Source organism: Ligilactobacillus sp. ESL1201 (assembly GCF_058503265.1).
Genome location: NZ_CP196362.1, coordinates 976,638 through 997,314 on the forward strand (window position 1 = coordinate 976,638; position 20,677 = coordinate 997,314).

A 20,677-nucleotide genomic window follows, 5' to 3' on the forward strand; every position below is an offset into this window, starting at 1 on the left:
CATAACATGATTAGCGATTTTAGTTGTGAAATATTAATTAAATAAAGGAGTGGGATGATTTGCCGCAGACCACAAAAAAGAAAAAAGCTACTAAAACTAAAAGAAAAATCAAAAAAAACTTAGTGATCGTGGAATCTCCTTCTAAAGCGAAAACGATCGAAAAATACCTAGGCTCACGCTATAAAGTAATGGCTAGCTTAGGTCATATCAGAGATCTACCTAAAAGTAAGATGGGAATCGACATCGAACACGACTATGAACCCCATTACATTTCGATCCGGGGCAAGGGGAGTTTGATCAAAGAGCTACGTAAAGAAGCTAAAAAAGCACAACACGTTTATCTCGCAGCCGATCCGGACCGGGAAGGAGAAGCCATCGCTTGGCACCTATCTTACCTATTGGGGTTAGATCCACAGGAAAAAAACCGGGTCGTCTTTAACGAGATCACTAAAGAAGCCGTAAAAAACGCCTTTAAACATCCGCGGGCCATTGACATGGACCTCGTTGATGCCCAACAGGCACGCCGAATCTTAGACCGACTAGTGGGGTATTCGATTTCCCCGTTACTCTGGTCGAAGGTCAAAAAGGGACTTTCCGCCGGCCGGGTACAGTCGATCGCGTTAAACTTGATCATCAAGCGTGAACAACAGATCAAAAAATTCGTACCTGCAGAATACTGGACGATCGCCGCGGATTTTAAGAAGGGTAAAGATAAATTTCAGGCGGCTTTTTACGGGTTAAACGGTAAGAAAACGGAACTGAATAATAACGATGACGTGCAAGACGTACTCAAACGAATCGACTTGCAAAAAGAATTTACCTTAGCTAACGTGACTAAAAAAGAACGTAAGCGTTACCCGGCATTGCCGTTTACGACGTCTACGATGCAACAAACGGCTAATAATAATTTGAAATTTCGCACCCAAAAAACGATGATGATCGCACAACAGCTTTATGAAGGGATCAATATCGGTAAGGGAGGCGCAGTCGGGTTGATCACTTACATGCGAACCGATTCGACGCGAATTTCTACGATTGCCCAACACGAGGCTGCTTCCTTTATTACGGAAACCTACGGCAGTCAGTACGCCGCCGTTACTCCGCGGGCCGGTAAATTAGCCGAAAACGCCCAGGACGCGCACGAAGCAATTCGGCCTTCTTCGACTTTGCGGACGCCCGAGTCGCTCAAAAAATACTTAACTAAAGACCAGTTTAAGTTATATTCTTTGATTTGGGCGCGCTTTGTCGCCAGTCAGATGACGCCGGCATTAGTCGATACCGTGCGGGCTGATTTGACCCAAGACCAGGTCTTATTTCGGGCTAATGGTTCTAAGATGAAGTTTCCTGGGTATACTAAGGTATACGCAGACGCTAAACGTAAGGACAATTTACTACCAGAACTAGAGGTAGGCCAAACCGCCAGCTTAGTTAAAACCGACCCGCAGCAACATTTCACCTTGCCGCCGGCACGTTATACTGAAGCTAATTTGATCAAAACGCTGGAAGAAAATGGCGTTGGGCGGCCATCGACTTACGCCCCGACATTAAGTACGATCCAAAAACGTTATTACGTTAAGTTGACGGCGCGTAAATTTGTGCCAACCGAGTTGGGAGAAATCGTCAATTCGATGATTGAAGAATGTTTCCCTGATATCGTCGATGTTAGTTTTACCGCGCAGTTAGAAGATGAACTAGATGAGATCGAAGAGGGTAAAAAGCAATGGGTCAAGATCATCGATCAGTTTTACCAGCCCTTCGCTAAGGAAGTCGCCGCGGCGGATACTAAATTAGCCAAGGTCAAGATCAAAGACGAGCCGGCTGGCTTTGATTGTGATCTGTGCGGAGCTCCGATGGTGGTTAAAATGGGGCGCTACGGCAAATTTTACGCCTGCAGCCGTTTTCCGGATTGTCGTAATACTAAGGCGATCGTCAAACAACTGGATGTCACCTGTCCTAAGTGCCAAGAAGGCCAAGTGGTAGAACGCAAGTCCAAGAAAAACCGTGTCTTTTATGGCTGTTCCCGTTATCCTGATTGCGATTTTGTTTCGTGGGACCAACCGGTCGGACGCAATTGTCCTAAGTGTCAGCACTATTTGATTTACAAAAAATCGCGTAAAGGCATGCAAGTCAAGTGCCCGAATCATGACTACGAAGAAGCACTGCAAAATAGTTAGTGCGTTTTTTAAGCGACAAGAGGGTCGGGTAGCTTTGGCGTTACGCGGTTAAAGTGTGTTATGATATGTTTTAGCGGTAAAAATAAGTAAAGAATTATTGCTAGTTTAATTAGTGGGTGAAAAACATGGAAGAACACTGGATCACGGAATACCAACATTATCTGCAATTTGAGCGCCAGTATTCCGTCCAAACCGTTCAGGCTTATAGCCAAGACATCCGGACTTTTTGCACCTTTTTGGCCCATAATGGTGGTGCAACGTCGTTTGCCGCGGTCACTAATGATGACGTTCACGTTTATTTGAGTTATTTATACGAGCAACATTACCAGCAAACCAGCGTCTCGCGGATGATCTCTAGTTTACGTTCGTTTTACCGCTTTTTATTAAAAACTGATAGGGTAACTACTAACCCGTTTGCGTACGTGCAATTAAAACGGCGCCCGCGCAGCTTACCTCATTTTTTTTACGAAAAAGAACTAACGGCGCTATTTGCCGCTACTCAAGGTGATGAGCCCCAACAAATTCGGGATAATGCCTTGTTGGAAACCCTGTACGCTACCGGCATGCGGGTTTCTGAGTGTATTAACTTAACTATTGGGGCCATTGACTTTAGTGCCCAGGCGATGTTGTTACACGGCAAGGGCGGCAAGGATCGCTACGTTCCTTTTGGTCGTTATTGTCGTCAGGCTTTGCGGCGTTATTTTCCCGTCCGGGCTGAGCTACTGGCTAAATACAAACAAGAACACGATTACGTCTTTGTTAATCATTATGGCGCACAGTTGACGGCTAACGGCGTTACTTACATTTTAAAACAAATCGTCAAGCGCAGTTCCTTGCAAACGACGATCCATCCGCATGAGCTCAGGCATACTTTTGCCACTCATTTATTAAGTAACGGTGCCGACTTGCGGACGGTTCAGGAATTACTGGGTCACAGTAGCTTATCGACTACTCAGATCTACACTCACGTTACTACAGAACACTTACAGCGCGATTACCGTAAATTCTTTCCGCGCGCTTAATTACTGATCCGAGGAGGAAAACAATGACAGTTTCATTTGAAGCAACTACGATTTGTGCCGTGCGTCATCAAGGACACACCGCGATGGCAGGCGATGGCCAGGTCACAATGGGCGAAAAAGTGATCATGAAAGGGACCGCACATAAGGTAAGACGGATCTATCACGACCAAGTTGTTGTCGGTTTTGCCGGTAGTGTGGCGGATGCCTTTAATTTAGAAGACCGGTTTGAAAAGAAATTGACCCAGTATAGCGGCAATCTACAACGGGCCGCCGTCGAGTTAGCCCAAGAATGGCGCGGTGACCAACAATTACAAAAACTAGAAGCACTGTTGATCGTTATTGACCAGAAAAACTTGTTATTAGTATCTGGTTCTGGTGAGGTGATCGAACCCGATGATGATGTCTTAGCAATCGGTTCTGGAGGCAACTATGCCCTGGCAGCCGCTAAGGCTTTGACCAAACACGCTCCCGAGATGTCAGCGATCGATATTGCTAAAAGTGCGATCGACATCGCTGGCGACATTGACATTTTCACCAATCATAATATCGTTGCTGAGCAATTATAAGCGTTTCTGAAAGGAGAATCAGGCTGCTATAAGCGGCCGTTTAACATGAATCCACTTGATAAAACCCCCAAACAGATCGTCAAAGAACTAGATCATTACGTGATCGGGCAGGATGCGGCTAAAAAAGCGATCGCCGTGGCTTTACGTAATCGTTACCGCAGAATGCAACTGCCCGTAGCGATGCAAGCCGACGTGACGCCTAAAAATTTACTGATGATCGGGCCAACTGGTGTCGGTAAAACGGAAATTGCCCGCCGGTTAGCCAAGATCGTCCACGCGCCTTTCGTTAAAGTCGAGGCCTCTAAATTCACTGAAGTCGGTTACGTTGGGCGCGACGTAGAATCGATGGTACGCGATTTAGTAGAAGACGCCTACCGCATGGAAAAAAAGGCGACCTTCACTCAGGTACGTTCTGAAGCAATCGCTAACGCAGACCAGCGTTTGGTCAAATTATTAGTTCCCAATAAAGAGGGTAAAAATAACGCGCAGCAAGAAAACTTTCGCCAGTTGATGCACGACTTACAAAACGGGAAGTTACCGACGGAAGACGCTTTTCGTAACCCGGAAGAAAACGTCAGTGCCCAAGTTACCCAGCAAAGAGAAGAAGTTAGGGAACAATTACAACGCGGCCAGCTAGAAAATACGGAAGTGACCCTACAAGTCAATGCTCCTGTGCCCGAAAATCACGCTAACCCGTTACTAGAACAAATGGGAATGGATCTAGGAGACATGCTGGGTTCGCTAGTTCCACCGAGAAAAGTAACGCGGACGATGGCGCTCAAAGATGCACGGGAGATCTTAGTGCAAGAGGAATCCGAAAAATTAGTTAATAGCGCACAATTAGCAGCCACTGCAATCGAGCGAGCCGAAAATACCGGGATCATTTTTATCGATGAGATCGATAAGATCACGTCTAAGTCCCAACAAAACGCGGGAGAAGTTTCTCGTGAGGGTGTGCAGCGGGATATTTTGCCGATAGTTGAAGGTTCGACGGTCAAAACTAAATACGGGGCGGTTGACACCGATCATATCTTATTTATTGCTTCCGGCGCCTTTCAGGACAGTAAACCGAGTGACTTGATCGCCGAATTGCAGGGCCGTTTCCCGATTCGGGTGGAATTAGCCGCTTTGAGCGTCGCCGATTTCGTTAAAATTTTAACGGAACCCGATAACGCCTTGATCAAGCAGTACATTGCTTTGATCGGTACCGACAACATTTCGGTCACCTTTACGATCGAAGCTATTCATAAAATCGCCGAGATCGCCTTTGCGGTCAACCGCGACACGGAAAACATCGGGGCGCGACGGTTACACACGATTTTGGAAAAATTGCTAGCAGACTTATTATATGAAGGACCTGACATGCAAATGGGTGAGATCACGATCACAGAGGCCTACGTGGAAGAAAAAATCGGTAAGATCTCTAAGGACCAAGATCTTAGTCGTTACATTTTGTAATTAGGATACTAAAAAGGTGGCCGGAGTTAGCTTAACTTCAGTCACCTTTTTAATGTAGGGTAAAAATTATTTTTGGTTCTTTTTTTGGCGGTACCAGTAGCCCAGCCCAAACGGCAGCATGCTTTCCTTGCCGGTAACGATCCGCCCGATGTTAGGCAGATGTCTGAGGTAAACAAAGATCGTCAGTAATAACGCTACGACCGTCAAGACCCAATCATGGTAAAACAAAGAGCCGATCGTGGTGGCGGTAAAGCCCATCATGCTACCGACGCTGACCATACTGGTCAAAGCTAGCGAGATGATAAACATTAACCAGGCCAAAACGAAGAAATGCCAGTTATAAATCAACAAGACACCGACACTGGTGGCGACGGCTTTGCCTCCCCGAAAATGGGCGAAAAGCGGAAAAACGTGGCCGAGGATCGCTGCTAGTCCAATCAGCATCGCGTTGGCGTTAGAATGAAAGAAGTATGGCAATAATGCGGTCAAGCTACCTTTGAGCATGTCCATAAAAAAAACGACCGCTGCTGCTTTTTTACCAAAAACGCGCAAGACGTTGGTAGTACCGCTATTACCACTACCATATTTGCGCACGTCTTTGCCGTAAAAAAGCTGGCCGATCCAGACACCAGAAGGAATTGAACCTAATAAATAGCCTAAGCCCAGCATCCAAATAATCTTAGGATCCAAAAAGGAAACCTCCTTTTAAATTATCTTATTAATTTTAGCAGTTTCTGTAGCGAGCGGCAATTATTAGTGGACGACTAAACATAATTTTATTTGCTTTTTGATGGATGTCGGCTATAATCTATTATGCTTGTTTTAAATACGGGGAAAGGAAGTCTAAGATGGCACAGCCAAAATATAATGATGACTCGATCCAAATTTTAAAGGGATTGGAGGCCGTCAGAAAACGTCCGGGAATGTACATTGGCTCTACCGACTCTAATGGCTTACACCATTTAGTATACGAAATTGTCGATAACGCAGTCGATGAAGCTTTATCTGGTTACGGCAAAGAAATCAACGTCACGATCCACGAAGATGATGCGGTCACCGTTAGTGATTACGGCCGGGGGATGCCCACAGGTATCCATGAATCGGGGATCCCGACGATCGAAGTGATTTTTACGGTCCTGCATGCCGGTGGTAAGTTTGGTCAGGGTGGCTACAAAACGTCTGGCGGCTTACACGGCGTAGGCGCTTCGGTGGTCAACGCGCTTTCTACTAGCTTGACGGTCAAAACCGTGCGTGCTGGTGTTGCTTACCAGGAAGACTTTTTAAATGGCGGTCAACCGCAGGGAACGTTGCGCAAATTAGGGCCGACCAAGCGTCCTAACGGAACTGAGGTGACCTTTAAACCCGACCCGCAGATCTTTACTACCACTCACTATAATTACGATATCTTGGCGGAACGTTTGCGGGAATCTGCCTTTTTGCTACAGGGCGTTAAGATCACGTTGACCGACGAACGCACGGACCACCAAGACGTTTTCTTGTACGAAGAAGGGATCAAGGAATTCGTTCAGTACTTAAATGAAGATAAAGACACGTTAGGGGAAGTCATGTATTTTGACGGGACTAAAGACGGGATTGAAGTGCAAGTCGCCGCCCAGTACAACGACGGTTATTCGGAAAACTTGTTGTCTTTTGTCAATAACGTGCGCACCAAAGACGGAGGGACACACGAAGCCGGGATGAAGGCGGCGTGGACCAAGGCGTTTAACGAGTACGCCCACAGTGTTGACCTGCTCAAGGCCAAGGATAAAAAATTGGAAGGCAGCGATGTCCGTGAGGGGCTGACCGCCGTGATCTCGGTGCGAGTTCCCGAAGAGTTATTGCAATTTGAAGGGCAGACTAAAGAAAAACTAGGGACCCCGGTCGCGCGCAGTATCGTCGACGAGGTCGTCAGTGAACAACTAACGTATTATTTGATGGAAAACGGCGAATTTGCCCAGGACTTAGTGCGTAAAGCGCTAAAAGCCCGGGAAGCCCGGGAAGCCGCCCGTAAAGCCCGCGATGAGCAGCGTAACGGTAAGAAGCGGCGCAAAAAAGACCAGTTACTTTCGGGTAAATTGACCCCCGCGCAGTCTAAAAATGCTAAGAAAAACGAACTCTTTTTGGTCGAAGGAGATTCTGCCGGCGGTTCGGCTAAGCAGGGACGTGACCGTAAATTTCAGGCGATCTTACCCCTGCGCGGCAAGGTATTAAACACCGAAAAGGCCAAGTTACAAGACATCGTTAAAAACGAAGAGATCAATACAATGATTTATACGATTGGTGCGGGAGTGGGCGCTGAATTTGACCTAGAAGCGGCTAACTACGATAAAATCGTGATCATGACCGATGCCGATACCGATGGCGCACATATTCAGATTTTGCTGCTGACCTTTTTTTACAAGTACATGCGCCCGATGATCAACGCGGGCAGGGTTTATATCGCGTTGCCTCCTTTATATAAGGTGCAAAAAAACGTTAAGCAAAAGCCCGTGATCAAATACGCATGGACGGAAGCCGAATTACAAGCGGCGATTCGAGAACTAGGTGGTAAGGGCTATTCCTTACAGCGTTTTAAAGGCTTAGGAGAGATGAACGCCGACCAACTGTGGGAAACGACGATGAACCCTGCCACTAGAACGTTAGTCAGAGTTAAGATCGACGACGATGCGTTGGCCGAACGCAGGGTGACAACGCTGATGGGCGATAAGGTCGAACCCCGGCGCAAATGGATCGAAAAAAACGTCAAGTTCTCCTTAGAAGAAGACGGTAGCTTATTAGATACTGTCGCAGTTGAAGGCGCACACCAAAAAACATCAGACCCAGGAGATGAACAATAGTGGTGGAACAAACCAATATTCAAGAACTTTCACTTGAAGCGGTAATGAGCGAACGCTTTGGTCGTTATTCTAAATACATCATCCAAGAACGGGCGCTGCCGGATATTCGGGACGGCTTAAAGCCCGTGCAACGACGGATCTTATTTGCGATGGCGCAAGACGGGAATACTTATGATAAGGCGTTTAGAAAATCGGCGAAGTCTGTGGGCAACGTGATGGGTAATTTTCACCCCCACGGGGATTCTTCGATCTACGAAGCGTTAGTGCGTTTGAGCCAGGACTGGAAATTACGGGCCCCACTGATCGAAATGCACGGTAATAACGGCTCGATGGACGGGGATCCCCCCGCAGCGATGCGATATACCGAAGCCCGTTTGTCAGAGATCGCGGGAGAAATGTTACGCGATATCGATAAAAAGACCGTGGAAATGGTCTTAAATTTCGACGATACCGAGTACGAACCGACCGTTTTACCGGCACATTTTCCTAATTTGCTGGTCAACGGCGCTACGGGGATCTCCGCCGGTTATGCCACCGAGATCCCCCCGCACAACCTAGGAGAAACGATCGACGCGGCAGTTTACTTACTAAGTCACCCGCAAGCTACGTTAGCAGAATTGATGCAATTCGTCCAGGGGCCGGACTTTCCGACCGGTGGGATCTTACAGGGAACGGCGGGTATCAAGCAGGCCTATGAAACTGGTCGTGGCCGGGTCGTTGTGCGTTCGCGGACTAAGATCGAAGAGTTACGCGGTGGTAAACAGCAGATCGTAGCAACCGAAATTCCGTATGAAGTCAATAAGGCTGTTTTAGTTAAGCGGATCGACGAATTACGTTTACTGAAAAAAGTAGAGGGGATCGCCGAAGTCAGAGACGAAAGTGACCGGGAAGGACTGCGGATCGTCGTCGAACTGAAAAAAAACGTCGATGCACAGGGAATTTTAAACTATCTCTTTAAAAACACGGACCTGCAGATCTCGTATAATTTCAATATGGTCGCAATCAACCATAAACGACCAGAACATGTTGGACTAAAGACGATCTTAACGGCTTATTTGACTCACCAACGCGATGTGACTACTAAGAAGACGCGTTTTGAACTGCACAAAGCACAGGAACGAGAAGAGATCGTTGCCGGTCTGATCAAAGCCTTATCGATTTTAACCGAAGTGATCCAGACTATCCGCGCATCGAAAAATAAAAAAGACGCGAAGGATAATTTGGTTAAAAAATTTGACTTTAGTAGTAAACAGGCCGAAGCGATCGTGTCTTTGCAGTTATACCGCTTAACGAATACGGACGTTACTGCCTTGCGCCAAGAAGCCGCACAGTTAGGAAAAAATATTGCTAATTACCAAAAGATCATAGCCGACCCGCAGGAGTTGGACAAAGTGATCAAAAAGGAGTTGCAAGGAGTTGCACGTAAATACCGTACGGAGCGGTTAACGGAGATCCAAGAAAAAGTAGAGGACCTGCAAATTGAAACCGCCGTACTAGTTGCCGATGAAGACGTGCGGGTTTTGGTTTCACGCGATGGTTACGTGAAGCGGTCGTCTTTGCGCTCGTTTAAGGCCTCAGGCGATGCCGAAAACGGTTTGAAAAAAGAAGACCAGGTAGTTTATAACGCAACCGTTAATACGCTGGCACACCTCTTTATTTTGACTAATAAAGGCAACATGATCTACCGGCCGGTTCACGAGATATTAGAGGCGCGCTGGAAGGACACCGGCGAGCATTTGTCACAAACGGTCGGGCTGGCTAGCGATGAAACTGTGATCAAGGTTTATTGTTTTGCCCAGTTAGATGCTGGCGGCAAGTTTGTTTTCGCGACTAAAGAGGGCTATATCAAGCAGACTGATTTGAGTAACCTACAACCGGGGCGGACGTATCGTTCCCGTGCTAGTCAGTTTATGAAATTAAAAACGCCAGCCGACAGGGTGATTTTAGCGGATTACCAACAAGAAGCAGCAGTAGACCAACAAGTTTTGTGTATCACTAACAAGGGCTACGGCTTACGCTATATATTAGCCGAGGTTCCGACTAGTGGTAAGCAGGCCGCTGGTGTTAAGGCCATTAATTTAAAAGAAGATGACTATCTTGTTGGCGTTTTGCTCGTCAACGAAGCCAGTCAAGTTGCGCTATTTACGCAGCGCGGAGCATTCAAACGCATGAAGGTGACCGAAGTACCGTTAACTACCCGGGCGCGGCGCGGTGTTCAGGTCTTACGTGAACTAAAACGCAACCCGCACCGGATCAATGTGGTACAGTTAGTTGGTACGGACCAAACTTTAGTAATTACGACTGATACCGGCGAACAGCTCAGCATTGATCCTAAAGAGCACCCGTTAAGCGATCGTTATTCTAATGGTTCGTTTGTGATCGATACGACGACACAGGGGCAACCGAAATGGGTCGAAGTAGGGCAGCTGACAGAATAATAAAATCCAAAAAAAGGGCGAGACAAAAGTTAACGTGTCTCGTCTTTTTTGTAGTATTCTTATTTTTTTATTTAACGCGTACTTCTACGTTACCTAAACCGTGGTTAAATTCTGCTTTCCAAGTACCACTCGTAACATGTTCTGGTAACAAGAAAGTTCCACTGGAGACCCGTTGTCCCGTGGTAAATTTAATTCCCTGAGCGGCTAATTTCTGCACTAACCACTGTAAGGAAAGTAGCGGATTACCTAAGACTTCAGTGGCCGCGCCGTCTTTTAAGTGTTTTTCGTCGTGGAAAAGTTGGCAAGTAACCGAAGCTACGTCATCTTCATCAGTAAAAACTGCGGTAGTAGGAGCTTCATGGCCATATACGACGTAACCGCCAACTGCGGCATCGGCAACGACTAAGTACTTAGATAGTCCCGGGAACCAGTCGGCGAAACGAGAATCTGGAACTTCTACGGCGGGAGCGACCGTGGTTTTAGCCATCAATTGTTTGAGGTCATCGTCGGCAGACAAATCTTGGGTCGCCTTGAAGACTAGTTCAACTTCGGCTAACGGATCCATTAACTGGTCACTAGTAAAGTTAGCAGGGGAGGCGACGAAATGACTGGCTACTTGCGCACCGTAAAGAGGGCAGTCGGACTCAAACATATCTTGGGTCTCTTTACTGGTAAGGGAAACTTTATAGCCACCAACTGCTTCTTTTTTCAACTGGGTCAATTCGTATTGTACCTTGTAAGCATCTTCGATATCATCTAAAACGTTGGCGTATTTTTGTTGGTCCAGTGGCTGCTTGCTAGTGTAAGCTTGGTATAAAGTTTGTGCTAATTGTTTTTGGTCTGCGGTCAAGTTTGTTAGTGTATTAGTCATGGTAAATTCCTCCTGTAAGTTCGTTATTTTGAATTTATTATGTGAACAATGATTAAATTAAAATAAAAACGCCCCTAACAAAATAAATTGCTAAGGGCGTCTAATCAACGCGGTACCACCTTGATTTTTCGCAGTTGACAACTCTAGTGCGCGCTACTAAAGCGAGAAAACTACGACTTGAGAATTTGCTAATGGTAATTGACCGGTCAAACTTACTGTAAATTCAGTCTGACATCTACAGGATGATCATTAATCTTAGCAAACAGATTGCCTTGCACCGGTTTGGCAAATTCTCTGGCTGTTTGAACTGAAATTAAAATTCCTGTCATTTGATTTAATTTTAATTTAATTATTGAATGTAATTTACAACTTGAATTTTAATTTGTCAAGACTGTTGGTGCAAAAAAATCAATTAGTTAGCGTAAAATTAGCGCTCAACAATTGATTAAAACGTTGCTATGATAACTGTTGCATGGGAGGGGTGCTACTGCTAATTTTTTAATTATCTAGTTTACATAATATACATTATAACAAGTATAGTGCTAAAAAGTTACCGCCCCGGCAACCTTAATTTAGCAAAAAATAGCCAGCAATATTTTTTGCTGGCTATATCTTGGACCGTGACTCTGATTTAATTTGTAAATGAATTGATCAACACACGTTTATTATTCCACGGCCACACTTTAGCAACACCAACTACTTTGCTTTGCGGCACGAATCCGTAATAACGACTGTCATTTGAAACTTTACGATTATCTCCTAAAACAAAGTATTTGTTTTTAGGAACTTTAAACGTTCTACCTGTTCCTAGTGTCACTTTAGCAGCCGGCTGCATGTATGGTGATAAGTTTAGTGTCCCTGTCCTTTGCTGTTGCTTTGTGATGTAGCTTTGAGAGCTAAACTTACCGTTGACGTACAGATCACCGTTACTTCGATATTCGATCCGGTCTCCTGGCATTCCGATCACACGCTTAACGTATTTAGATCTTTTAGTGACATCCGGACTTTGGTGGTCAACTCCTTGAGCGTTAAAAATAATAACTGAATTATGTCTGATATGTGCTTTTTTTAGTAAAGCCACCCGTTCGTTGGCGTGTAAGTTGGGAGCCATCGAAGTTCCATTGACGTTTGCCAGTGAAAACCAAAAAGTCTTAATAACTGCGGCGATCAGTAACCCGATAATGATCGGCCATAAATAGCTCATAAATGTTTTGAATTTGCTCATTTTATCCATTCCCTTTACTGATTGATCGTTGACTCATCCATTATAGAATATAAAAAGTGATTCTCAAAGGACTGCACGTTTAAATTACGGTTAATTTTAATATTGTAATATACAAAAATATTATTGCATATTACAATATTGTTGCTAAATCACTTATACTTGAGTCAAACTATTTCGTAAGCGGTTCAATAAAATTTGTAACAAGTTAAGTTCTTCTTTACTCCAAACGGCAAAAACCTGTTGGTGAAAAGTCGCAAAATCCTGATTCATTTGCTCTAAATTACTTTTTCCCGTTGCAGTTAGCTGGTATTCTTTGCGGACACTAGCGGGAGTTAATCTGGTAAATTGTAACTGCTTTTTAGTTAGCAAACGTCCCAACTGGCGGCTTAAGGTCGATGGGTCCCGGTTAGTCGTTCGTGCTAATTGATGTTGTGTTAATTGGCCAGCAGCGATCTTTTGTAATAATTGCCATTCGGCAATCGTTAAGGAGTTTTTACGAGCGACATTTTGTAATTTTTGCTGGTAAACTTTACTGATCTCTAGCAGTACTGCTAAATTTTCCTTCATCTGTCATTTTCTCCTTTTAATTGTATATTACAAAATCAATTATACAACGTATTTACCGGTTAATAAATTGCCCTTAAGTTTAATAAAGCGTAAAATATGACTAGCATATTATTGGAAAAGAGATGAACAACATGGCTTTTGATGGCTTATTTGGGCGAGCAATGGTAAAAGAGCTAAAAACTACGCTAGCAGGTGGGCGGATCACTAAAATTTCGCAACCGTACGATAATGAAGCAATTTTAACGATCAGAGCTCAACGCCAAAATTACTCTTTGCTGCTATCCGCACACCCAGCTTATGCCCGGATGCAACTGACGCAGATTCCGTACGCTAATCCGACTACCCCTACTAAATTTACGATGGTCTTGCGTAAATACTTAGAAGGTGCTAAATTACAAGACATTTACCAGTTGGATAATGACCGGGTCTTTTATTTCAGCTTTGCAACACGTAATGAACTAGGTGACCAGCTTCCCCTCTTATTAAGTATCGAAATCATGGGACGCTATAGTAACCTAATTTTGCTTGACCAAAAAACGCAAAAAATATTAGCAGCTATTAAACACGTGACGGCGCTCCAAGACCGGTTTCGGACTATTTTACCAGGAGTTAGCTACCACCGCCCGCCACAACAAGATAAAATCGATCCGTTTGCTTCAAAGCAGACCAAATACCTAGAATTGTTACGCCAATTTCCAAATAGAGACGTTTTAGCGCAACAACTAATGAACAACTACCAGGGATTTTCGTTTCTTTCAGCGCTATTATTAGCCGATCAGTTGCATGCCAGTACCGAGCCGCAAGCAGCCTACGCTGACTTTTTGCACCAAACTAGTACGCCTGTGCCGGTAATTTTGCTGGCCAATGGTAAAAGAGACTTCAGTTTTAGTGCGGGAACTTATGAGGTGGTTGCTAACTATCCGAGTTTAAGCAGCTTATTGGACCATTATTACCAACAAAAGGCCCAACAAGATCGCGTCCGTCAACAAGGCACCGAATTGATCCATATCGTCAATAATAACTTACGTAAAAATAAGCGCAAATTAAAAAAGCAGCAAGCAGAGCTCCAGGCCACGGAAAATGCGACGGACTACCGGGTCAAAGGAGAATTGCTTACTACTTATTTGTACCAAGTAAAACGCGGGATGACGACGATTACGCTGCCTAATTATTATGACAACGAACGAGAAATAAAGATCAGTTTATCTAACCAGCTATCTCCCGCACAAAATGCGCAGAAATATTTTAAAAAGTACCAAAAGTTAAAAAATGCGGTTAGTTTTTTGACCCAGCAAATTAAATTAACACAAACAGAAATCGATTATTTAGAATCATTAGTCAGTTCCTTGGAACTCGCTCAACCAGAAGACCTGCCAGAAATTCGCACGGAATTGCAAAAAGAGGGCTACCTCAAAAAGAAGCCTAAAAAAACGGCGAGAAGGAAGCCTACGAACCACCCTGCTCAATTTCAGGCAAGCGATGGCACACCGATCATGGTCGGCAAAAATAACCTGCAAAACGACCGCTTGACTTTGCACACTGCGGCTAAGACCGATTTTTGGTTACACGTTAAAAACATTCCCGGTTCTCACGTAATAGTCAAGAGTAACGCTCCCAGTGCGGCAACACTTGAGCAGGCTGCGTTGCTAGCGGCCTATTTTTCCAAGGGACGCAATTCTGCCAACGTGGCGGTCGATTACGTGCCCGTTGCTAAAATTAGAAAACCCAACGGCGCTAAGCCGGGATACGTGATCTACGAAGGACAAAAAACGTTATACGTGACGCCAACTGCGCAAAACTTAGCACCGTTGTTGCAGAGTAAAACTAAATAAAAAATAGACCAACGCAGCCTACAAAGGGCTAGTGTGGTCTATTTTTTTTATTTAGTTATGCGGATAACGTGCAGTTACTACTTTTTTACGGGTATAAAAATCAACACTGTCTTTTCCGTTAGCCGTTAGCGTGCCGAAGAAAGAATGCTTCCAGCCGCTAAACGGGAAGAAGGCCATTGGTGCAGGAACACCGAGATTAACCCCGATCATTCCGGCAGCGATATTTTCCCGGAAATAACGAATATCGCTGGCACTGTCAGTAAAAATGCAGGCTCCATTGGCAAATTCCGACTGATTAGCGATCATAACTCCTTCTTTAACATCCTTAATTCTCATGATAGACGCTACGGGAGCAAACAGTTCGTCTTGCCAAAGCGTCATATCAGTAGTAACGTGATCAAAAACCGTTGGTCCTACAAAATACCCCTTTCCCGGAATATTTTTTCGTCCATCTAATAATAATTTAGCCCCTTCTTTAACACCTTGATCAATGTAATTAAAAGTTCTTTCCTGGGCATCTTTACGAATTACTGGTCCTAAGAAATTCTGTTCGTCTAATCCCGACCCCATCTTGACTTTTTGGGCTGCAGCAACGTATTTAGCAATAAACTGCTCGGCAATTTCATTTTGGACTTCGATCACAGCTGTCGCCATGCACCGTTCTCCGGCAGAACCAAACGATGACTTAATAATTTTATCAACCGCATCATCAAGATCGGCATCTTTTAACACCACGGTGTGGTTTTTAGCACCTCCCAGTGCTTGGACGCGCTTTAAGTTTTGACTAGCACGTTGATAAATATATTCAGCTACATTTTTTGAACCAACAAACGAAACTGCTTTAATGTCTGGATGATCTAAAATACCATTGACCGCATCATGTGCGCCATAAACGACATTTAAAACTCCCTTAGGTACCCCGGCTTGTGTTGCCATTTCTACGATTTTTTCCGTTAACAGCGGCGCTTTTTCGGACGGTTTTAATACAAAAGTATTACCCATTACGATCGCCATTGGAAACATCCAACAAGGGACCATCATTGGAAAATTAAACGGTGTGATTCCCGCTACTACCCCTAAAGGATAACGATAATTAGCGACTTCCACGTTAGTAGCAACTGTTGCATCTGTATCACCTTGGATCAAAGTGGGAGCACCGGCAGCAAATTCAACGTTTTCGGTCCCGCGCTGAACTTCTCCGCGAGATTCGCTCAGGGCTTTGCCATTTTCCAGGGTAATTGTTTTGGCCAATTCTTCCTTGTTGGCTACCAGTAGATGTTGAAAATTAAACATAATTTCTGCTCGTTTATTAACGGGCATCTTACTCCATGCGGGAAACGCGGCGCTAGCAGCATCTACCGCGGCAGCGACATCGTCCGTGTTAGAAAGAGGTAACTCAGCAATTTTTTGTTCATCCAACGGATTGATCACGTCCAAGTATTTATCAGTAGTAGGTGTGATCCATTCACCATTAACATAATTTTTCAGTTTTCTTACTTCGTTCATTACATTCACTCCTTATAATTCATTAGTGATAAATTGTGCCCTCCCAAAGCCAAAACTCCAATCAACATCGCCGTTGATGGTAAAATTAATCATCAGATCATTAGGCGCGACCAAATCAGCTGCACTTAATTTTTGAGTAACTTCTTGATAAAAATTGATAATCGAATCCCGACTACGGGGACGACTAGTAACAGACATGATCAGCATATTTTTGCTTCTCTCAAAACCCAGCCCCGTATCTAATGCAATCATTTCGTCCGGTTCATGTTGGGTTACGATTTGGTAGCGATCCCTAACATGAACTTTAAAATTATTAACTACTGCTTCTTGCGTTAAATCTAAAATTTGCTGAATATCTTCTTTTTTACGTCCCTTAAGTAAATCAAATCTAACTAATGGCATTTTTTATTTCTCCTTACTTTTTCCTAAAACGTGAAATTCTTTGAGCTTGGTGATTACCAGTTTTTTCATCGCTTCTCTTCCCGCTTGTAAGAGCGGTAGTGGTTCATGACCTACATTAGCGGCCGTTACGCTAGCTCTAATTGCTTTGATCCAAGCATAATTGACTTCGGTGTTAATGTTGATCTTAGCGGTCCCCATTTTAATTGCTGCTTGAATTTGCTCGGGGGGAATGCCGGAAGCACCGTGTAAAACTAATGGTAGCTTAGTTGTTCGTGCAATCTGTTTCATCCGGGAAAAATTTAAGTTTGGTTTACCCGTATAGTCCCCGTGTACAGAACCTAACGCAGCCGCCAGCGTATCGATTCCTGTGGCTGCCATCTGCTGCGCATCTGCTAAACTAGCATATTTAATACCACTGATCACTCCATTTTCGTTACCGCCAACTGCCCCAATTTCTGCTTCCACGGATACTTGACGATTATGGGCATAGTTGACTATTTCCGTAGTAATTTGACAGTTTTCTTGAATTGATAACCGGGAGCCATCAAACATGACGGAAGTATAACCGGCATCAATGGCTGCGATCACTCGTTGTTCGGTTAGACCGTGATCCAAATGCAACACAATAGGAACCGTCACCCCTAATTCTTGTACCATAAAATGTACGATATTGCTGATATGGTTAAATCCTCCCAGTTGGTCCACTATTCTGTCTGAGGTGGCCACGATTAACGGGGTCTGGGTTGCTTGTGCGACTTTTAAATAAGTTGTTAACCAATCAAAGCCATTAATATTAAAATGTCCTAAAGCATAATGCTTTTTCTGCGCGTCTTTGACCAATTCACTAACAGCGACTAATGCCATTCACTCACTTCCTTTAATAACGTAATGCATCTTTTAGGTGTTCTTGAGTATCACGGTAAGAAGCAGTAACCGTTTCAGACACTGAAACTGCAGGATCTCCCACATGCCACCAAGCATTATCGTAGTCATGAGTCATGGTTTTAGGTAAAACTTTAATATCAATTAAAGTAGAAACTGTTTGTTTTTTGGCGTCTGTAATTGCTGTGAGCAATTCTTTTTTGTTGGTGACATGGTAAGACTTGGCTCCATAACCAGCCGCTACTTTAGCATAATCAATATTCATAATTTTACCGTTAGGCGCAATTTGTTCCGTTAAGAAACTACTATTGCCGTGAGAGATTTGCAGGTTATTAATACATCCATAACCGGAATTATCAAATAGCACTACGTTAATTTTATTGCCATACTGTAATGAAGTTACTAATTCGGTATGCAGCATTAAAAAGCTGCCATCCCCGACTAAAGCGTAAACTTCTTGCTCGGGTTTAGCTAACTTCACACCTAATGCAGCTGCAATTTCATAACCCATCATCGAATAACCATATTCCAAATGGTAAGTATTTTTAACATTTGCATTCCATAAACGATGAACATCTCCGGGTAATGAGCCTGCGGCAGCCACCATCACTGAATCGGCAGCAACATTTTCATTTAGAGTAATAACGGCCTCGGTCTGAGTAAACTCAGTTCCTAAATCTTGAACGTACTGCGCCATTTTTGCTTGGTCAAAATGAGCTGCAATTTCCGGCTCAAAATTGGGTTGCCGATAGTTGGTTTGGGCTAAGCGGGTTCTTTCTGCTTGCCATTCTTCCTTTAAAGCGGCTAGATCAGTGAAGGAACTGTGATAATTTGTTAGACCAGCGGTCAATTTTATGAATGTCTCTTTAATGTCGGCAACAACTGGCAATGCATCAAATTTAATAGCTTGTTGTGCATTTAAATTAATGTTGATAAATTTAGTCTTGGTTGGGTCTATCCAAGTTTTTGATGAGGTAGTAAAGTCCGTATAGCGACTACCGGCACCAATTATCAAATCTGACTTGATAATTGCTTTATTAGCAGCTGCCGTTCCTAAAACCCCGACACCTCCTAAGTTGTTACTAAAATTAGCCGGAAGCGCAGATTTACCACTAGCAGTTTCTACTACCGGGATATTAAATTTATCAGAAAAATGCTGAATTTCTGCGCCCGCATCGCTGTATTTAGCCCCGCCTCCGACAACGATCACAGGATATTGACTTTGTTTGATCAACTTGCTAGCAGTCTGGATTTCTTCTGCACTAGGTAAAATCCTTTTAACGACATGAATCCTTTTTTGAAAAAAAGTAGCCGGATAATCATAGGCTTCACCCTCGACATCTTGCGGTAAGCAGATCGTTACCGGCCCGGCCGTAGCGGGATCCGTTAAAATGGTAAAACCCTTAAGTAGTGCTGACATCACTTGTTCTGGTCGCTGAATGCGGTCCCAATATTTAGAAACGGGTTTTAACGCGTCATTGGTGGTAGTCGCGGCACTGTGATCGACTTCTATTTGTTGTAAAACTGGATCTGGTTGACGGGTAGCAAAGGTATCAGCCGGGAAAAATAAGATAGGGACCCCGTTGGCATAAGCGTTTCCGGCAGCGGTTACAAAATTAGCCGATCCAGGACCTGATGAAGCCGTCACCGCATAAATTTGCCGTTTGAGCTTTTCACGGGCAAAACCGATCGCGGTACTAGCCATTCCCTGTTCGTTGTGACCCTGATAGACTTTTAGGTGTCCCGGGTCGTTGATGAGCGCTTCCCCTAATCCTAAAACATTCCCGTGTCCCATGATCCCTAAAACCCCAGCGACAAAGGGAGTGACTTTTCCATCGATGTCAATATACTGTTGATTTAAAAATTTAACGATTGCTTGTGCGGTAGTTAAACGGATAGTCTTTTGCATCATAACTCAGCCTCCTAACTAATTTCTTGTGCAGTCTGCAAGAAAGCCTCAATTTGTTCTACGGTAGGCATCGCATCCGATGAACTCAACTGGCTAATCACAATTGAAGCAGCAGCTGCACCGTATTTCAGCGCTTTTTCAATTCCTAAGTCGTGGCTGTAAGCATATAAAAAACCGGCGGCAAATGAGTCACCCGCACCAAAAGTTTTTAACACGTTGGCTTTATACGGATGCCCCTGGTAGACTTTACCGTTTTTTTCGTACGCAAATGAGCCCTTAGCTCCTACTTTGATCACCACTAGCTGCGGGGAATAGTGAAAAAGTTCCGCTACAGTTTGTTCGTTAGTGTTTCCCTGCCGCTTTTCCAAGATATCGTATTCATCCCGGGTTCCAATGATGATATCCGCTTGGTGAGCGACAATTTGATAATAAATCGCCGTTTCTTCTTCGTTTGTCCAAGTATACGGGCGGTAATCCAATTCAAAGATAACCTCAACGCCTAATTTTTTAGCAAGTGACAATGCCTTTAGTACCGCTTCTCTTGACGGACTTTGCGCTAATCCCGTTCCCGAAATTACTAACCGTTCAGTTTGTGCCAGGTAGTCTTCATTAACTTCTGCTGGCCGTAAATAAAGGTCAGCTACTTGATCGCGGTACATCAAAATACTACAATCACTTGGACTTTTAATTTCCGTAAAAGTCAAACCAATTTTATGCCCTTCATCGTCTTTAACCAGATTACTGGTGTCAACACCCGAGTCTGCCATGTATTGTGTAATGTAATTGCCGTGTTGATCAGCAGAAACCTTACCGATAAAACCGACTTTTTGCCCCAGCTTAGCGGAGCCGATCGCGATGTTGGCCGGAGAGCCCCCGACAAATTTGGCAAATGACTTAGTTTGCTCCATTGGGCGGTTATACTCAACTGCATTTAAATCCAAAGCAGCACGCCCGATTGCTATCAAATCGTATTTTTTACTCATTATCC

General features: G+C 44.2%; 16 protein-coding genes. 7 read left to right on the plus strand and 9 right to left on the minus strand.

The window, feature by feature from the left end; genetic code table 11:
- Positions 1 to 59 precede the first annotated feature (59 nt).
- From topA to hslU, 4 genes are all read left to right on the plus strand, one after another.
- Complete coding sequence (topA, locus tag ACSYSK_RS04990) at positions 60 to 2,174, plus strand: type I DNA topoisomerase (protein ID WP_491715803.1); 2,115 nt, start codon at positions 60 to 62, stop codon at positions 2,172 to 2,174.
- 125 nt (positions 2,175 to 2,299) lie between these two features.
- Positions 2,300 to 3,196 (plus strand): tyrosine recombinase XerC, encoded by an 897-nt coding sequence (gene xerC / locus ACSYSK_RS04995; protein WP_491715804.1) that lies wholly within the window; start codon positions 2,300 to 2,302, stop codon positions 3,194 to 3,196.
- Between the two features lie 23 nt (positions 3,197 to 3,219).
- Positions 3,220 to 3,762, plus strand: a complete 543-nt coding sequence (gene hslV, locus ACSYSK_RS05000) for an HslVU peptidase proteolytic subunit (protein ID WP_491715805.1) — start codon at positions 3,220 to 3,222, stop codon at positions 3,760 to 3,762.
- A gap of 45 nt (positions 3,763 to 3,807) precedes the next feature.
- Complete coding sequence (gene hslU, locus ACSYSK_RS05005) at positions 3,808 to 5,220, plus strand: ATP-dependent protease ATPase subunit HslU (protein ID WP_491715806.1); 1,413 nt, start codon at positions 3,808 to 3,810, stop codon at positions 5,218 to 5,220.
- A 66-nt stretch (positions 5,221 to 5,286) separates the two neighbouring features.
- Here the strand turns inward: hslU and plsY are convergent, their stop codons facing one another.
- A complete protein-coding gene (plsY, locus tag ACSYSK_RS05010) occupies positions 5,287 to 5,910 on the minus strand; it encodes a glycerol-3-phosphate 1-O-acyltransferase PlsY (RefSeq protein ID WP_491715807.1) in 624 nt (207 codons plus the stop codon).
- A 158-nt stretch (positions 5,911 to 6,068) separates the two neighbouring features.
- Here plsY and parE point away from each other — a divergent pair, with 158 nt between their 5' ends.
- Together parE and parC are read left to right on the plus strand one after the other, a co-directional pair.
- Complete coding sequence (gene parE, locus ACSYSK_RS05015) at positions 6,069 to 8,057, plus strand: DNA topoisomerase IV subunit B (RefSeq protein ID WP_491715808.1); 1,989 nt, start codon at positions 6,069 to 6,071, stop codon at positions 8,055 to 8,057.
- Positions 8,054 to 10,495 carry a DNA topoisomerase IV subunit A gene (gene parC / locus ACSYSK_RS05020; RefSeq protein ID WP_491715864.1) on the plus strand — a complete coding sequence of 814 codons (2,442 nt, stop codon included), beginning with the start codon at positions 8,054 to 8,056 and terminating at the stop codon, positions 10,493 to 10,495. The genes parE and parC overlap by 4 nt, the downstream gene beginning before the upstream one ends.
- A 67-nt stretch (positions 10,496 to 10,562) precedes the next feature.
- Here the strand turns inward: parC and ACSYSK_RS05025 are convergent, their stop codons facing one another.
- From ACSYSK_RS05025 to ACSYSK_RS05035, 3 genes are all read right to left on the minus strand, one after another.
- Positions 10,563 to 11,366: a 2-keto-4-pentenoate hydratase gene (locus ACSYSK_RS05025; protein WP_491715809.1), complete on the minus strand. Its 804-nt coding sequence runs from the start codon at positions 11,364 to 11,366 to the stop codon at positions 10,563 to 10,565.
- Between the two features lie 631 nt (positions 11,367 to 11,997).
- A complete protein-coding gene (lepB, locus tag ACSYSK_RS05030) occupies positions 11,998 to 12,591 on the minus strand; it encodes a signal peptidase I (RefSeq protein ID WP_491715810.1) in 594 nt (197 codons plus the stop codon).
- A gap of 153 nt (positions 12,592 to 12,744) precedes the next feature.
- On the minus strand, positions 12,745 to 13,158 hold the full coding sequence (locus ACSYSK_RS05035; RefSeq protein WP_491715811.1) for a MarR family winged helix-turn-helix transcriptional regulator: 414 nt from the start codon (positions 13,156 to 13,158) through the stop codon (positions 12,745 to 12,747).
- Positions 13,159 to 13,289: 131 nt separating this feature from the next.
- Here ACSYSK_RS05035 and ACSYSK_RS05040 point away from each other — a divergent pair, with 131 nt between their 5' ends.
- Complete coding sequence (locus tag ACSYSK_RS05040) at positions 13,290 to 14,990, plus strand: NFACT RNA binding domain-containing protein (RefSeq protein WP_491715812.1); 1,701 nt, start codon at positions 13,290 to 13,292, stop codon at positions 14,988 to 14,990.
- A gap of 51 nt (positions 14,991 to 15,041) precedes the next feature.
- Here the strand turns inward: ACSYSK_RS05040 and ACSYSK_RS05045 are convergent, their stop codons facing one another.
- From ACSYSK_RS05045 to iolC, 5 genes are read right to left on the minus strand one after another with little or no spacing between them, the layout of a single operon-like run.
- Entirely contained in the window at positions 15,042 to 16,496 is a 1,455-nt protein-coding gene (locus ACSYSK_RS05045) for a CoA-acylating methylmalonate-semialdehyde dehydrogenase (RefSeq protein WP_491715813.1), read from the minus strand.
- Positions 16,497 to 16,508: 12 nt separating this feature from the next.
- Positions 16,509 to 16,898, minus strand: coding sequence for a tautomerase family protein (locus ACSYSK_RS05050; RefSeq protein ID WP_491715814.1), 390 nt, complete (start codon positions 16,896 to 16,898; stop codon positions 16,509 to 16,511).
- A gap of 3 nt (positions 16,899 to 16,901) precedes the next feature.
- On the minus strand, positions 16,902 to 17,762 hold the full coding sequence (locus tag ACSYSK_RS05055; protein WP_491715815.1) for a class II fructose-bisphosphate aldolase: 861 nt from the start codon (positions 17,760 to 17,762) through the stop codon (positions 16,902 to 16,904).
- A gap of 13 nt (positions 17,763 to 17,775) precedes the next feature.
- Positions 17,776 to 19,689, minus strand: a complete 1,914-nt coding sequence (gene iolD, locus ACSYSK_RS05060; RefSeq protein ID WP_491715865.1) for a 3D-(3,5/4)-trihydroxycyclohexane-1,2-dione acylhydrolase (decyclizing) — start codon at positions 19,687 to 19,689, stop codon at positions 17,776 to 17,778.
- Between the two features lie 14 nt (positions 19,690 to 19,703).
- Positions 19,704 to 20,672 carry a 5-dehydro-2-deoxygluconokinase gene (gene iolC / locus ACSYSK_RS05065; RefSeq protein ID WP_491715816.1) on the minus strand — a complete coding sequence of 323 codons (969 nt, stop codon included), beginning with the start codon at positions 20,670 to 20,672 and terminating at the stop codon, positions 19,704 to 19,706.
- Positions 20,673 to 20,677 lie beyond the last annotated feature (5 nt).